General features: G+C 39.6%; 16 protein-coding genes and 1 tRNA gene. 12 read left to right on the top strand and 5 right to left on the bottom strand.

What is annotated here, in order from left to right; genetic code table 11:
* Positions 1–81: 81 nt before the first annotated feature.
* The 6 genes from EOK74_RS08620 to EOK74_RS08595 all read left to right on the top strand — a co-directional run bounded on the left by EOK74_RS08620 (position 82) and on the right by EOK74_RS08595 (position 6,066).
* Positions 82–954 carry a carbohydrate ABC transporter permease gene (locus tag EOK74_RS08620; RefSeq protein WP_133469570.1) on the top strand — a complete coding sequence of 291 codons (873 nt, stop codon included), beginning with the start codon at positions 82–84 and terminating at the stop codon, positions 952–954.
* Between the two features lie 3 nt (positions 955–957).
* Entirely contained in the window at positions 958–1,788 is an 831-nt protein-coding gene (locus EOK74_RS08615) for a carbohydrate ABC transporter permease (RefSeq protein ID WP_133469569.1), read from the top strand.
* Positions 1,789–1,799: 11 nt separating this feature from the next.
* Positions 1,800–2,813 (top strand): ABC transporter ATP-binding protein, encoded by a 1,014-nt coding sequence (locus EOK74_RS08610; RefSeq protein ID WP_133469568.1) that lies wholly within the window; start codon positions 1,800–1,802, stop codon positions 2,811–2,813.
* Positions 2,814–2,890: 77 nt separating this feature from the next.
* On the top strand, positions 2,891–4,357 hold the full coding sequence (locus EOK74_RS08605; RefSeq protein WP_133469567.1) for a mannitol dehydrogenase family protein: 1,467 nt from the start codon (positions 2,891–2,893) through the stop codon (positions 4,355–4,357).
* A gap of 34 nt (positions 4,358–4,391) precedes the next feature.
* Positions 4,392–5,093, top strand: coding sequence for an HAD family hydrolase (locus EOK74_RS08600; protein ID WP_133469566.1), 702 nt, complete (start codon positions 4,392–4,394; stop codon positions 5,091–5,093).
* A gap of 13 nt (positions 5,094–5,106) precedes the next feature.
* Complete coding sequence (locus tag EOK74_RS08595; protein WP_133469565.1) at positions 5,107–6,066, top strand: sugar-binding transcriptional regulator; 960 nt, start codon at positions 5,107–5,109, stop codon at positions 6,064–6,066.
* 60 nt (positions 6,067–6,126) lie between these two features.
* On the opposite strand, the gene EOK74_RS08590 is transcribed toward EOK74_RS08595, so the two are convergent.
* On the bottom strand, positions 6,127–7,086 hold the full coding sequence (locus tag EOK74_RS08590) for a carbohydrate kinase family protein (RefSeq protein WP_133469564.1): 960 nt from the start codon (positions 7,084–7,086) through the stop codon (positions 6,127–6,129).
* A gap of 556 nt (positions 7,087–7,642) precedes the next feature.
* Positions 7,643–7,734 (bottom strand) — tRNA-Ser (locus EOK74_RS08585).
* Between the two features lie 270 nt (positions 7,735–8,004).
* On the opposite strand from EOK74_RS08585, the gene EOK74_RS08580 reads away from it, so the two are divergent.
* The 5 genes from EOK74_RS08580 to EOK74_RS08560 all read left to right on the top strand — a co-directional run bounded on the left by EOK74_RS08580 (position 8,005) and on the right by EOK74_RS08560 (position 10,127).
* A complete protein-coding gene (locus EOK74_RS08580; protein WP_133469563.1) occupies positions 8,005–8,673 on the top strand; it encodes a Bax inhibitor-1/YccA family protein in 669 nt (222 codons plus the stop codon).
* Between the two features lie 74 nt (positions 8,674–8,747).
* Positions 8,748–9,137, top strand: a complete 390-nt coding sequence (tusD, locus tag EOK74_RS08575) for a sulfurtransferase complex subunit TusD (protein ID WP_133469562.1) — start codon at positions 8,748–8,750, stop codon at positions 9,135–9,137.
* Positions 9,134–9,499 (top strand): sulfurtransferase complex subunit TusC, encoded by a 366-nt coding sequence (gene tusC, locus EOK74_RS08570; RefSeq protein ID WP_133469561.1) that lies wholly within the window; start codon positions 9,134–9,136, stop codon positions 9,497–9,499. Before tusD ends, tusC begins: the two co-directional genes overlap by 4 nt.
* A complete protein-coding gene (tusB, locus tag EOK74_RS08565; RefSeq protein ID WP_133469560.1) occupies positions 9,499–9,783 on the top strand; it encodes a sulfurtransferase complex subunit TusB in 285 nt (94 codons plus the stop codon). Before tusC ends, tusB begins: the two co-directional genes overlap by 1 nt.
* Positions 9,784–9,788: 5 nt before the next feature.
* Positions 9,789–10,127: a TusE/DsrC/DsvC family sulfur relay protein gene (locus EOK74_RS08560; protein ID WP_133469559.1), complete on the top strand. Its 339-nt coding sequence runs from the start codon at positions 9,789–9,791 to the stop codon at positions 10,125–10,127.
* 55 nt (positions 10,128–10,182) lie between these two features.
* On the opposite strand, the gene EOK74_RS08555 is transcribed toward EOK74_RS08560, so the two are convergent.
* Positions 10,183–11,061 carry an EamA family transporter gene (locus EOK74_RS08555; protein WP_133469558.1) on the bottom strand — a complete coding sequence of 293 codons (879 nt, stop codon included), beginning with the start codon at positions 11,059–11,061 and terminating at the stop codon, positions 10,183–10,185.
* Positions 11,062–11,111: 50 nt separating this feature from the next.
* Entirely contained in the window at positions 11,112–12,995 is a 1,884-nt protein-coding gene (locus EOK74_RS08550; protein WP_133469557.1) for a TonB-dependent receptor plug domain-containing protein, read from the bottom strand.
* Positions 12,996–13,264: 269 nt separating this feature from the next.
* Here EOK74_RS08550 and EOK74_RS08545 point away from each other — a divergent pair, with 269 nt between their 5' ends.
* Positions 13,265–13,780, top strand: a complete 516-nt coding sequence (locus EOK74_RS08545) for a peptide-methionine (S)-S-oxide reductase (RefSeq protein WP_133469730.1) — start codon at positions 13,265–13,267, stop codon at positions 13,778–13,780.
* Between the two features lie 109 nt (positions 13,781–13,889).
* Here EOK74_RS08545 and hemN read toward each other — a convergent pair whose 3' ends face one another.
* A complete protein-coding gene (hemN, locus tag EOK74_RS08540; protein ID WP_133469556.1) occupies positions 13,890–15,260 on the bottom strand; it encodes an oxygen-independent coproporphyrinogen III oxidase in 1,371 nt (456 codons plus the stop codon).
* Positions 15,261–15,519: the final 259 nt, after the last annotated feature.

Below are 15,519 nucleotides of genomic sequence, written 5' to 3'. Positions count from 1 at the left end.
GGCTTATTTAACGGGTAAGTTCTAAAGGTCATCCCCCTTAGCAACTTACCCATTATTTATATTTTTAAAAAGGTCTTAATTATGGCGACTACCCAATCCCGTACATTGGCAAAGTTTATGTTGATGCCCTCAGTATTATTATTATTGGGGTGGATGATTGTACCGCTGTGTATGACATTGTATTTTTCTTTCTTAGATTACAATCTACTCATACCGGGTGAACATGAGTTCATTGGTTTTCTAAACTACGAATTCTTTATTACAGATCCAGCCTTCACTGAGTCTTTCTTCAACACATTATTACTAGTTGGCGGTGTGTTAACCATTACCATCTGTGGTGGCATAGGTTTAGCCATTTTGCTTGACCAAGCTATTTGGGGCCGAAATTACGTACGTATTATGGTGTTAGCACCGTTTTTTGTGATGCCGACTGTGTCTGCCTTAGTGTGGAAAAATATGTTGATGAACCCAGTTAACGGTTTGTTTGCGCACTTTTCATCTTGGTTAGGGATGAACCCAATTGACTTTTTTGCACAAGTGCCTTTGTTGTCCATCATCATTATTGTGTCTTGGCAGTGGCTACCTTTTGCAGCCCTAATTTTATTAACGGCTATTCAGTCTCTTGACCGTGAGCAATTAGAAGCCGCCGATTTAGATGGTGCAGGCCCTTTTAGTAAGTTTTTCTACATAGTGTTACCGCACTTATCTCGTGCTGTTACCGCTGTGATCCTAATCGAAACCATATTTCTATTGTCTATCTTCGCTGAAATTCTTGTGACAACGAGCGGCGGACCTGGATATGCGTCAACCAATATTACTTATTTAATCTATACCCAATCTTTACTGCAATTTGATGTAGGTGGTGGGTCTGCTGGAGGCATAGTAGCGGTGATCATAGCTAACATTGTAGCCATTTTCTTAATGCGCCTTATTGGCAAAAACTTGGAGGGCTAAATCATGGCAATTACCAGTAGTCATAAATCAAAATTAATTTATACAGTTTTAGCTTGGACCATTAGTGGCTTGATATTCTTCCCTATTTTGTGGACTTTGCTTACCAGCTTTAAAACAGAAGCCGAAGCAATATCCGCTAGCCCAAGCTTATTTATGTTTGATTGGACCTTAGAAAACTACAGAGACGTATTAGAGCGCTCACCTTATTTCACGCATTTTTGGAATTCGGTAGTGATATCTATTGGGTCAAGTTTGTTGGGGTTACTGATTGCCATCCCTGCGGCTTGGTCAATGGCCTTTGTACAAACTAAACGTACTAAAAACCTCTTAATGTGGATGTTATCAACCAAAATGTTGCCTCCAGTTGGCGTGTTGATCCCCATTTATTTGTTATTTCGTGATTTTGGATTACTAGACACCAAACTTGGCTTAGTGATTGTTATGACCTTAATCAACTTACCTATCATGGTGTGGATGCTTTACACCTATTTTCGAGAAATCCCCAGTGAAATTCTTGAAGCGTCACGGATGGATGGCGCAACCATAATTGAAGAAGTATTTCATGTGCTTTTACCTATTGCCTTACCAGGTATTGCGTCAACCTTATTATTGAACGTGATATTGGCATGGAACGAAGCATTTTGGACCTTAATTTTAACGGCCGCCAACGCAGCCCCACTCACGGCATTTATTGCCAGTTACTCAAGCCCAGAGGGGCTATTTTACGCCAAGCTATCAGCGGCATCTGCTATGGCAATAGTTCCCATTTTAATTTTGGGTTGGTTTAGTCAAAAACAATTAGTGCGTGGATTAAGCTTCGGCGCAGTTAAGTAGGAGAATTGAAAATGGGTAGTATTACATTAAAACAAGTAACAAAAAGCTTTGGTGATGTGAACGTTATCAAACCATTAGACTTAGATATTAAAGACGGTGAGTTTATCGTTTTTGTAGGGCCATCAGGTTGTGGTAAATCGACTTTGCTACGCATGATTGCCGGATTAGAAGATACCACCAGTGGTAACATTGAAATTGACGGACAAGATGCCACTGACACCCCGCCAGCCAAAAGAGGCTTGGCTATGGTATTCCAATCTTATGCTTTGTACCCGCACATGACGGTGCGTAATAATATTGCGTTCCCATTGAAGCGAGCAAAGGTTGCCCCTGCTGAAATTGAGCAAAAGATTGCATCAGCAGCAAAAATATTAAACCTAGGTGATTACTTAGATCGTAAGCCAGGGCAGTTATCTGGTGGTCAAAGGCAACGTGTTGCTATCGGCCGCGCTATTGTACGTCAACCTTCTGCATTCTTATTCGATGAACCGCTTTCAAACCTAGATGCATCGCTTAGGGTCAACATGCGCTTAGAGATTTCTGAGCTGCATAAAAGCCTAGCGACAACCATGATTTACGTAACCCACGATCAGGTAGAAGCTATGACTATGGCTGACCGAATCGCTGTTTTCAATGCAGGTGTAATTGAACAAGTTGGTACGCCATTAGAATTGTATCAAAATCCAGTTAATCGTTTTGTAGCCGGCTTTATTGGCTCACCAAAAATGAACTTCATCGACATACCTACGGCTAATGACGGTGCACATTCTATTGGCGTTCGACCTGAGCACATCAAAATATCAAATGATGAAGGCATGTGGGCGGGTAATGTAGGTGTGGTTGAGCATTTAGGTTCTGAAACATTTTTGCATGTCCATGTAGAAAAAATTGGCACTTTAACCGTTAAAAGTGACGGTGATTGCCCCTTTACCTATGGTGACAAGGTTTTCTTGAGCGCAGCTCAAAACAAAATTTTACGGTTTGACAAAACAGGCCTTACCTTACCGTCATTAACTGAAATTTAGGTTAAACCCGATTCTTGTAACAAAGCCACACTGTGTCATTAACTATGACACAGTGATTTAATAATGAGTGGTCGCTAATGTCCGTTAAATTAAATAGTCACACCCTAGATACCTTGTCCTCAGAAGTGAATAAGCCTAAGTACACTAGGGAGCAATTAACCGCAGGTATTATCCATATAGGCGTGGGTAATTTTCATCGTGCCCATCAAGCCATGTATCTGCACAAGTTGTTTAACACGGGTGAGGCTCACGATTGGGCAATACGTGGCGCAGGTACTAAGTCTTACGATTTGGCCATGCGCAATAAATTAAAACCCCAGGACTGGCTGACAACTGTGGTTGAATTGGATGCACAGGGCCTCACTGCTGAGGTGTGCGGCGCGATGATTGACTTTATCGAAAACGATGAAGGCAGTTTAATTAAGGCCCTAAGCAACAGTGACATTAAAATAGTGTCGTTAACCATCACAGAAGGTGGTTATTATATGGACGATAAAACGGGCGGCTTTGACTTAGATCATCCTGAAATCCAAGCCGATATCAATAATTTCACTCAGCCCACTACGGTATTTGGTATCTTGATCGCTGCCCTTAAACTTCGTCGTGACCAAGGTATAAAGGCCTTTACGATCATGTCTTGTGACAATATTCCACACAATGGCAATGTGGCAAAACGTGCTGTGATAAAAATGGCCGCTGCCATAGATAAACAATTGGCACAGTGGATTGAAACTCACGTAACCTTTCCTAATTCGATGGTTGATTGTATTACCCCAGCAACCTCTGATACTGAGCGAGAAAGGCTTAGCAGTTTATTTAACATTGAAGACCAAGCTCCAGTGTTTTGTGAACCTTTTAGACAATGGGTGCTAGAAGATAACTTTAAGAATGGTCGCCCTCCCCTAGAAAAAGTCGGGGTTGAGTTTGTGCCTGATGTCGCTCCCTATGAGCTAATGAAACTACGAATTTTAAATGGTGGTCACGCGGCTATAGCCTACCCCGCAGCACTTTTAGGCATAGAGTTAGTGCATGAAGTTATGGCCACTCCACTCATCAGCAAATATTTGCAGAAATTAGTGCTTGAAGAAATTATCCCCACCTTAGCGCCAGTACCCGGGGTGGATTTTCAAGAGTACTTTAGTTTAATTGATTCACGTTTTAGTAACCCAGAAGTTCGTGATACTGTGCCTCGGCTTTGTCAGGATGCATCCAACCGCTTACCTAAATTTATTTTACCCATAATTGCCGCCAACCTTGAGATGCAGCAAGACTGTAAAGGCTTAGCTTTAGTCGTTGCGCTATGGTGCCGTCTGTGTGCTGCGGCAGCCGAACTTGAAAATGGAATAACCTTAGACGATCAGCAAGCTTCAAGATTAATGAAGCAAGCGCTTCTAGCGAAACATGATGCAAATGCTTTTTTGCAAATGCGTGACATATTTGGAACACTGTGTGATAACAAAATTTTTGCAAAGCACTTTGGAACCTGGCTAACCATGCTTTGGACCCAAGGTACTACTAAAACCATTACGCAATATATGGATTAGGTGTGCAATTGGAAATAACTCAGGCGGTGGTAGTATGACGAATTTTGGCAAGTCTTTAACACTTAATCATATCAAACTAATAATTTTTGACTGTGATGGGGTTCTGATTGACAGCGAAATTCTTAGTAAAAGAGTATTATTAAAAATGCTCAATGATTTAGGCGCTAAGGCCTCTGGCGACTATTTTGACAGGCACTTTTTAGGACATAGTTATGATCATGTAAGTGCTAAAATACTAGAAGATTATGGAGTTGTTTTACCCAAAAAATTCAAAAATGATTATCATCAATCACTCATGCAAACCTTTAGTAAGGAGCTAGTCCCTACTCCAGGCTTAAAAGTACTATTGTCGCAACTTAAGTTACCGATTTGTGTTGCCACAAGTAGCAGCCCAGAAAGAGTTAAGCACGCTTTAAGTGTTACTGAACTCACAGACTATTTTACAAATTGTGTGTTTACCAGCTCAGAAGTCAAAAGAGGCAAGCCTGCGCCAGATATATTTTTACATGTGGCCCAAAAAATGGGAGTCCACCCTAAAGACTGCTTAGTGATAGAAGATTCTACGGCTGGTATAACCGCCGCGAAAGCAGCTAATATGCCGGTTATTAAATATGCAGGGGCAAGTCATTTAAAAAATCTAAGAACAGAAATTAGCAACGTTAAGGATGATGCAGTTACAATACATGAATGGAAACAATTATTTGACTTAGCACCATCGCTAATTTCAAAAGATTAATTAAGGAGTAATAGTGGCTAAGCTATCAAATACGGAAACCAGAAAGTTAGACGATGCAGCACGAGCTGGCTGGCTTTACTATGTGGCTGGTAAAACCCAAGATGAAATCGCAAAAAAACTCAATATTTCTCGTCAATCCGCACAGCGAATGGTTGCTTTGTCGGTTAGTGAAGGACTCATAAAAGTGAGGCTCGACCACCCTGTTGCCAAATGTATGGACTTGGCAGTTAAAATAAAAAGTCGCTTTGGTTTGCAATCATGTGAAGTGGTACCCAGTGATGCTGCCGATCCTTATTCAACCTTAGGTTTAGCCCAAGCGGGCGCCAGCGAAATTGAAAGGCATTTAAAATCCACCCACCCCAAGGTTTTAGCCATGGGTACTGGTAGAGTATTACGAGCCTGCGTAGATGAGCTTTCTTCATTGGATTGCGATCAACACAAAATTGTTGCCTTGCTTGGTAATATGGCTTCGGATGGTTCAGCCTCCCCTTATGATGTTGTTGTTCGCATGGCAGAACATGTTAATGCTAAACATTACCCTATGCCTTTACCTGTGCTACCCCGTAGCCAAGCTGAAAAAGAACAATTACACGCCCAATTTTATGTAGCGAATAACCTAAAATTAGCTGCGAACGCTGACGTAACCTTTGTGGGCGTTGGTGATTTAGGAGCTCATTCTCCCCTGCATTTAGATGGCTTTATCACTAGCGAAGAGTTAGATGAATTAGACTCCAAGGGTGCTGTAGGTGAAATGATCAGTTGGGTATTTGATAGAAATGGCCAATTAATCGACTGCGCCGTTAATCAGCGGGTAGCCAGTACACCACTAAAAGTAGGCTCTGATAACCCTGTATACGCAATTGCTGCAGGTGAAGAAAAAGTGTTTGCAATTTTAGGGGCGCTTAGGTCGAAAATGATCAATGGCTTAATAACTAATGAATACACAGCTGAGCGATTATTAAGTATTGATTAAACCGATGTTAGTTGATTTTATTGCAAGTAAAAAAGGGACGCTAGCGTCCCTTTTTCATATCTATTGTTTGATGGTAAAATCCATAGATTCAACTTCACTTAAGGTGGGTAAAGCCGACATAGCACCTATACTTGAACATACCAAGCCACTGACTTTTCCGGCGAAAGCCACAAATTCTTCGATGTCATCTTGATAAAAATTATCGCCGGGTGCAGCTTGAGCCATTTTATATAACAAAGCACCAATGAATGAATCACCGGCACCTGTGGTATCAACCGCATTAATTTCATAGGCTGGCACTATAGTTTGTTGACCATTTAGTGAAACCAAACATCCTTCTGGGCCTAGGGTAACCAATATCATTTTTACGCCTTGATCATGAAAAAACTGACAGCCTGCCTTCATATCATCTTGGCCAGATAGCAAGGTTAACTCTTCGTCACTGACTTTAACCATGTCGGCCATTTTAAAATAAGTATTGCAGGCATCTTTGAATTCTTGATCTCTACCACGCCACAAATCAATTCTGTAGTTGGGGTCAAAACATATAGTATTGCCTTTATTTTTAGCTGCTTTTGCTAGTGCTAAATAGCTTTCACTTAAGCTGCCACCGAGTAATGCGGTTGCCGAGCCTAAGTGTAAAATGGAATTATCCGTTAATTCACTCACTTCAGTTGCAGTCAGTTCAAGTTGCTCATCTGCTCCGCGATTAAAAGCAAACTCACGCTCACCATTGTCAGCTAAAGAGACAAAAGCAAAGGTAGTAGACATTGGAAGGGTATTAACATAATCAGTATTAACGTGATATTTTTGAACCTCTTGAACCAAAAACTCTCCATATGGATCACTACCAACAGATGCCACTAGTAATGCTTCTCCGCCTAACTTACCAATACTGGCAGCTACATTCGCAGGTGCTCCACCGGATTTTTTTACGTAGTTAACACCGTTTACTAATCCCATATTGGTATCAGTACAAACAAAATCAATCAACATTTCGCCTACACATATAACCTTCATTTAATGCTCCTAGAATATAAAACTACTGGCCGAAAAAATTGATTCATTTTAATGTTTTTTTAAGCCCTATAAATTGCCAATTATTATAATAAAAACTATGCGGTTGAAGTAGGATTAAATTCACTATTTATACTTAAAAATCAATATATTTGGCATTAATTTACTCTAAGAAAATTTTATAGAATATTAACGAAGGATTAGTGAGTATTTGGCTATAAAAAAGGGATGCTTTTTTATTACTACAATAGAGAACTTTAAAAAAAATTCTAGACATTAACCGATGAGAAAAAACAATTGAAAGAAGTGACTGCGAGGGATTCACTCTGGCACATTCATGTGCCTGCTCGTTCGCAAGCCAAAGGCAGCGCCCTAATATTTGTCGGAACACATTAGAATAACTTTTAAGCTAGCTCACATAGTGAGTGAACGACAGGGATGTAGTGAATAAAAGCTTTCCGGAAGTTTTTGTCAAACTACGAGGGGTCTCATCCCGACGCTAACCCCGTTAAACGAAAAAAGGCCCAACGAACAACGTTGGGCCTTTTCACTTTTAATGTGGCGGATAGCGAGGGATTCGAACCCCCGGTACGTTTGACCGTACGTCTGATTTCAAGTCAGGTGCATTAAACCGAGCTCTGCCAGCTATCCATTTTTCTTAACCCGTGTCAGGCGCTTTAAACTAGTTATTGCGACGTCCCCGAATTGAGGATGCGAATATTAGTGACGTTTTAAGGGCTTGTAAAGGGTTAATTTAATAAAATGTTTTGATTGATTATTGTTTGGCCGGATTGAGCATATTTACACCGTGTTACCAATTAACAATAAGAATTATCACCATTAACACTTGAAAAAGTAACGTAAACACCATACAAATACATCCTGAACAAAGTTTTTTAATTTACCTCTCTGGAGAATACAATGGAACACAGATCTTCCTATAGCAATACAGGTCAAGCTTCTGTATTGCAAACGAACAAAGTACTTCGTAACACCTACATGTTGTTGGCGATGACACTAACATTCAGTGCAGTTTGTGCTGGTATAACAGCAGCTATGAATATTTCTCCTGGTATTGCCTTGGGGATGAACCTTGCTGCTTTAGTAATGATATTTTTCTTAAATAAAGCATCACAAAGTTCCATGGGCATTTTGTTTGTTTTTGCTTTTACTGGTTTGCTAGGCGGTTCTCTAGGTTATACCTTGAATTACTATGCAGGTTTCCAAGGTGGCAGTGAGTTAATCATGCAAGCTTTTGGCGCGACAGCATTAGTATTTTTTGGTTTATCTGGATATGTACTAACGACTAAGAAAGACTTCTCATTCATGGGCGGGTTTTTAATTGTTGGTTTAATTGTGGCTGTTGTAGCTTCAATCGCTAATATTTTCTTAGGCATTCCAGCATTGAGCTTAGCTGTAAGTGCTGCGATTGTTTTCATCATGTCTGGTTTCATCTTATATGACACTAGCCGTATTATTAACGGTGGCGAAACAAACTATATTCGCGCAACTGTTTCTATGTATTTGAATATATACAACTTATTTACGTCTATCCTACACCTTCTTGGTGCCTTTAGTAGCGACGATTAATTCTTAAAAAGAATTACATTTTTAAAACGCCTCAGCTTGCTGGGGCGTTTTTTTTTGTGGTACATTGCACCCTTATGTCATCTTTTACCTTATTAGTTACCTCAGCCCCCTGTTCCGAACAAAACGCTTATAGTGCATACCGTTTTGCCCTTGCGGCTGTACAAGCTAAACACACAGTTAACGGTATCTTTTTCTATCAAAGTGGTACGTTAAATGGTTCTAGTTTGCAGCTAACACCGTCTGACGAGTTTGATTTGTATGCTGCTTGGAAAAGCTTAGCTAATGATCACAAGGTGCCTTTAATGGTGTGCGTAAGTGCAGCGAGTAAACGGGGTATTATCACAACCGAAGATGCACAAGATTCAGATAATCCGCACTTTAGCCTTACAGCACCTTTTGAATCAGTAGGCTTAGGTGAGCTGGCAATTTTAATGAAAAACAGTGATAGATTGGTACAGTTTTGAGCGATTCAAACACCCTTGCCATCATCAATCAGTCAGCCCCATATGGCAATTCAAATGGGCAAGAAAGTCTAGACATGGCTATGGCCATGAGTAACTTTGCTCAAGACGTAAGTCTGTTTTTTATTGAAGATGGCGTGTTACAGCTTTTGTCAAAACAAACCCCTGCAAACATAGATGCTAAGGCATACCATAAGACGTTTCCAGCGTTAGAGTTTTACGATATTGATAATATTTATGTCTGTAAACAAAGCCTTGAAAGCAGAGGAATTAAAGTGTCAGAGCTTTGCGTAGACATAACCCTAATTGAACTACATGAGTTACCTACTCTACTGACTTGCCAACAACATGTAATGAGCTTTTAATGATCTTACATAAGCTTACAACTAGCCCTTTTAAAGACCTAAACTTGCAAAATTGTTTGCAACGTTTAGCTGACAATGATGGAATTTTACTTTCTCAAGATGCTGTTTATGCGGTTATGCATCAAGACATCAGTCATAAACTAAGCCAGCTTAGTGGCAAAGTATTTATGCTAAAAGAAGATGCTGAAGCCCGTGGAGTTCTAGTAAACGAGTACATTCAAACTATTAATTATGGAGGCTTTGTTGAATTGACCCTCAAGTTTAATAAAGTCGTCAGCTGGTAACTATTATGGAATATTATATTGAGTATGCAGGTAAAAACATTGCTACAGATAAAGCAGGATATTTACTAAATGTAGATGACTGGCAAGCTGAGTTAGGGCCAGTACTAGCGGCAACAGAAAGTATTGAGTTGACAGAAAATCACTGGGAAGTCGTGAATTTTGTTAGGAGTTTTTATCTAAAGTTTAATACCAGCCCAGCTATGCGCGCCTTAGTAAAAGCTATGAAAAATGAATTTGGTGAAGAGAAAGGCAATAGTCGTTACTTGTTCAAATTATTCCCAAAAGGCCCGGCTAAACAAGCCACAAAAATAGCCGGTTTACCTAAACCAGCTAAATGTTTGTAATTGAATAGTCTAACCTATTTATACTCCCCCCTTTCCTTTAATAATAAGCATACCGTTAATTAGCCTGGGGGTTTGCCCTATTCTTTGCGATAACCAAAGCCAATATGATGAGTATTGAACCAATTATGAGTCGCACTAGCTGCTCTGGTGTGCCGCCACTTGCTTCACCAAAAACAAACAAAGAGGTAAACATGGCCAGTGGTACTAATGCATTATTGAAGGTGGCTAACACCCCCACACTGGTTAGGGTTGCGCCTTTATTCCAAAAGAAGAAGCTCAGCCCCGATGCGACTACTCCTAAATACACTAACACCAACCACTGAGTGGCTGTTGCACTACTAGGGATTGGCGCTTGCTGTGAAAGGAGCAAGGTAGCTAATATAGTGAATACGGCTCCGCCAAAATATAAAAAGCCAAACACAGCGCTGTTATTAATATGTGGTCGAGATAACTTCCAATCGCGATAATAAACTTGCCCAAAAGCAAAGGCCAGATTGGCTATTTGCATTAAACCAAAACCTATCCAAATTTCATTTGAACCTATCTCGTTAAATTTTATAACTGCTGCACCAAAAATAGAGAGTCCTGCAGCCAGTATGTACCTAGGCGAAAAACTACGTTGACGTAGGTCGTTAATAACCACAATATAAAGTGGCGTAAGCACACTAAAAAGGGCCACTAAATGAGATGGCAGGAAACGAAAAGCCGAAAGGTAACAGGTGTACATCACACCATATTGAATGGCTCCAATAAGGGTAAGCTGCCACTTTTCTAGCCAATTAGTATCACGGAGCTTTAAAAAAGGAATAAAAGCAAGTAATGCGAGTAAGAGCCGCGTGTCAGCCACTTGCAACAAATCTAACCCTTTAAGGGTATTACCAATCAACCCAAAGGAAAACGCCCAAATCAAGGTCGTGATAACTAAATACAGCATTTATAAAAACCTCTAATTCATTTAAGTATGGCTATGCAGTTAAGCGCATTTTACCAGTGGTAACTAACAGTAATAGAGTATTGCTCTCCCCTTCCAGGTGTACCTGGGACTTCTTCGAAGGATTCACCCCAAGGGTTATCGGCAGCAAGTGTAATGTTTAACCCTTTAAACTGCGAAGGAGCAATATTCAATGTTAGGTGCATAAAAAAAGCTTGATTGTCACCATTTCGTAGAATGTTTTCTTCATGTTTACGCCACTCGTTATCAACGCGTACTTCAACAATATCGGTAGGGCTCCACACAGCCCCTAAGGTTAAGCGGTGATCGGGATAGTTCAGCGCATAAAAACTAGCGTCAATCTCAGTAGAGCCATAATCTTCTGACTTATCGAGAAACGTATAACTCGTGATGATTTTTGCGTTGTCTAAATGCTTGGTTACCAATAACTCTAATCCTAAAGTCTCTATGTCCACTGGGTTTGCGGAACGAGCAGAAGTGGAGTCTAAGTTATAGGTCCAATCGGTTAGACCATCATCAAGACGATAAAAAATAGCAGAATCGAGGGACCAAGAGTGTTTATCTAATGCCAAACCTACTTCAAAATTTTGGGTCGTTTCTCGTTCAAGATTGTAATTACTTCTGAATAAGCCACCGGTATCACTTCCACCAATGGCAGTATAACCCGCCACCTGACTAGCTTGTGCATAAGATACGTAAACAGTTTGCGAAGTGTTATCTGAGTTAATCTTGTCCCATGTTACATCAGCTATCAGCGAAACTTCAGAATCATCTCGATTTGTATCGTCAAAGGTACCGCCTAAGCGGAATGTTAAATCTTGATCAGCAGTTAACGCCATTTGATATTCAGGTAACAGGCTAATCTTATAGTAACTACGTGACGTAAAGTTGTTTTCAAGGGTCGTTGATTCGATTGAGTCTTCAATAAACTGTGCCGAGTAATTCAAGGCAAATAATTCAGTTTGTGCATGACGACCAGAGATGGCCACTGATTTAACATCTGTTTCGTGAAAGGCTTCGAATAGTGAAGGGTTTTCACGGGAATAAACATAATGATCATTATGACGACGATAATAGGCAGACACTTCAAATGTGCTGTCATTCTTACTAAGAGCACCATAACTCTGTTTGTGATTAAGTACTATAAGCCGTGTTCTAAGGTCTTCAGTCTCATTGACATTAAATGGTGTGTACAAATTTGGCCAACCAAAAAACTTTTCTTGATAACCAAAAAACAAATCCGTCTGCGACTCTGGCCCTGCTAATTGAATTCGAGCAGAAGTACGCCTGAAATCATGGTCGCCATTTTCGATAGTGCCATCACTTTCTGAAAGAGAATGTTCACCTTCAACCCCTATATTCCAATCACCAGGATCATCTAAAGGAATACTAAAGCTACTGTGTATTCTTTGTAAATTAAAGCCGTTATTACCTGTGCCAATCGACACACTGCCCATGGTTTTAATGGGTTTCCAACTCCGAGAAACCGTACCCACTGAACTGTTAAAACCAAATAGAGCATTATCAACCCCAGTTAGTATATTCGCGCCTGTTAGCATTTCTTGAGCAATGGGGATCTCTGCGAAGTAATGTCCGGTTTGCGGGTCGAGTAAAGTGGCACTGCCTACTCTAAACCCCGTATTTTCAAAAATACCGCCACGTATAGTTACATCAGCTTGAGCCTCAGCCATATTGCGTGATTGCAAGTCAACGCGAGGGTCATATTCTAAGTTTGAAACAGGAGAATTGAAGGTCCCCACAGTTTGGGTATTAGCCGTTACTTCACCCTCAACAATGATTTTTTCTAGATCGCGATTATCTTCATTCTTTACTTCATTGACATCACTAGCTGCCAACGCAAAAGTGGATACGCTAAATAACAAAACAGGCAATATAATTGGTACAACTCGAATCATCTAAATGGTCTCAATATTCACAGTTTGCTTTACGAAAAAGCAAAGTTAATTTGAACTAGGCCTAGCGAAACAGTTTTTATGTAACCACTACTATGGATTTGCTTTAAAAAGTAGTAATAACCAAACACAAATATCGTAAGATAGGCACGAAGGACAGTTGAAATAGAATCGTCTCTACATCAATTTTGGGCGTATATTAACGGATTAAATATTTTAGATGATAACCATTAGTAATTAGATAAGGCTGTTTATACTTGCCAACCCAGAATATGAATACTCAACAGAAAATCAGCAATATAAATATCGAACAAGAAACCATATATTTTGCTGGAGGTTGCTTGTGGGGGGTACAAGAATATATGAAGCACCTACCCGGTGTTATAGTAACCGAAGCAGGCCGAGCAAATGGGACTAGCAATACAACGCAATGCGAATATGACGGTTATGCTGAATGTGTAAAAGTCACCTTCAGTACCAGCCAAGTTAATTTAACGGACTTGATAAGCTACTTTTTTGAAATCATTGACCCCTACAGCATCAATAAACAAGGTGAAGATGTAGGAAAGAAATATCGAACAGGCATATACAGCACCCAAGACGAACACCTAAAAATAGCGACTCACTTTATAAAATGCCGCGACGACGCAGATAAAATTGTTGTGGAGACACAAGGCCTTACAAACTACGTAAAAAGCGATGAAGAACATCAAGAAAGGCTCACTCGCTTTCCAAACGATTATTGTCATATACCTAAAAAAACACTACACAAATATAAGTCTAATTAAGTTTTGGACACACTAATTTGAGTGCTCAATATTTTGTAAAAATGAATCTCTTGGAAGTGTTGTTAACCATTAAAATATAATTGCTATGGCCGCAATTAATTCTATTGGGTTAAATGACTCTAGAAAAGCGTTGTTGGTTAAGGTGCTTTTTCATATAGGCATCAAAAGACATACAAATATTTCTGACTAATAATCGGGCACTCGGCGATATTTGAATATTGGAGCCACGGTTAATCAGGAGGTTGTCGCGTTCGAAGATTTTTAGGCTATCAATTTCTTCAGCAAAATATTGGTCGAAATCAATTTCGAACTGTGCTGAAACTTGTTTTTTATTCACATACAAATTACACATTAATTCGCTAATCACCCTTTGCCTAATCAAATCATCTTGGCTTAGAATTAGACCTTTTTCTATGGCCTGTTGGCCTTCATCGATGCTTTGGTAATATTCTTTTAGCACTTTACAGTTTTGGCTGTAAGTGTTGTCTACCGCACTAATAGCCGACACGCCAAATCCCAATAAATTACAATTTTTAAAGGTGGTATAACCTTGAAAGTTTCGATGTAACACCCCTTTCTTTTGTGCGATTGCCAGTTCATCATTAGCTTTAGCAAAATGGTCCATACCAATTAATTCATAACCTTGTTGCCTTAATGTATTAATGGCCTGTTTCATCAAACTAAATTTCTCAGCTGCTTTAGGCAGCCATTCATCTTTTATTTTTCGTTGAGCAGCAAAGCGACTTGGTAAATGGGCATAGCTGAAAAGCGAGATACGATCTGCTTCTAAGGCTTGTGCATCTAGTAAGGTTTGTTTAAATGACTGTTCAGTTTGATAAGGCAGTCCATAAATCAAATCAATGTTAACTGAGTCAAAACCAATAGACTTCGCCCGACTTATAATTTGCTTGATAAACTCAAATGACTGAGTTCGGTTGATGGCCTGTTGCACCTTAACATTAGTATCTTGTACGCCGACACTAATACGGTTAAAACCTAACGAATATAAGTGTTCTATTAGTTCAAGTTCAATTTCTCTGGGGTCAATCTCAATACTCATCTCAATATCATCAGCAAACTTAAATTGCTTTTTTAATAAACCAATAATACGTGTGAGCTGTTGCTGAGATAAATAACTAGGCGTACCACCACCAAAATGCAACTGGCGGATGATTTTATTTGTGCACAATCTTGCGCGGTTAATTATATCTTTTGATAAATAATCGAGATAAATATCCGCTTTATGTTTTTGTCTGGTGACAATCTTATTACAGCCGCAGTAATAACAAAGGCTATGACAAAACGGGATATGTAAATACAGAGACAAATCAGGGCTAATAGAGTTTTGTATCGCTGCAACAAAATCTTGATTTGTAAAGGTATCACTGAACTCTAACGCAGTTGGGTAAGACGTATAACGTGGCCCACTGGTATTATATTTTTTTAACAAAGCTTGATCGAAAAAGCTGCATTCAGACATTTACACTACCCATTTAACATACCTTGTAATTACAAGTATTTTAATCTGAGAGTCTGAGTATTTAATTGATAGTCATCATATTATCTGCATTTTTTATACGCTATGTATGTCAAATTCTTGAATCTTATTTCGCACACACTAAATCAATGAAAAGTGGTTTACGCAGATACCTATGATATTAATGGATAAATTCAATAACCCCCAATAGCGCCATTACCAGCGTATAGACGATAGTAAAATCCCAAAATACTCTTATTTA

Origin of the sequence: Paraglaciecola marina, assembly GCF_004360155.1 — a bacterium.
Classification (GTDB): domain Bacteria; phylum Pseudomonadota; class Gammaproteobacteria; order Enterobacterales; family Alteromonadaceae; genus Paraglaciecola; species Paraglaciecola marina.
Note: the sequence above shows the minus strand (reverse complement) of the source record. Positions and strands in the feature narration are given on the sequence as shown.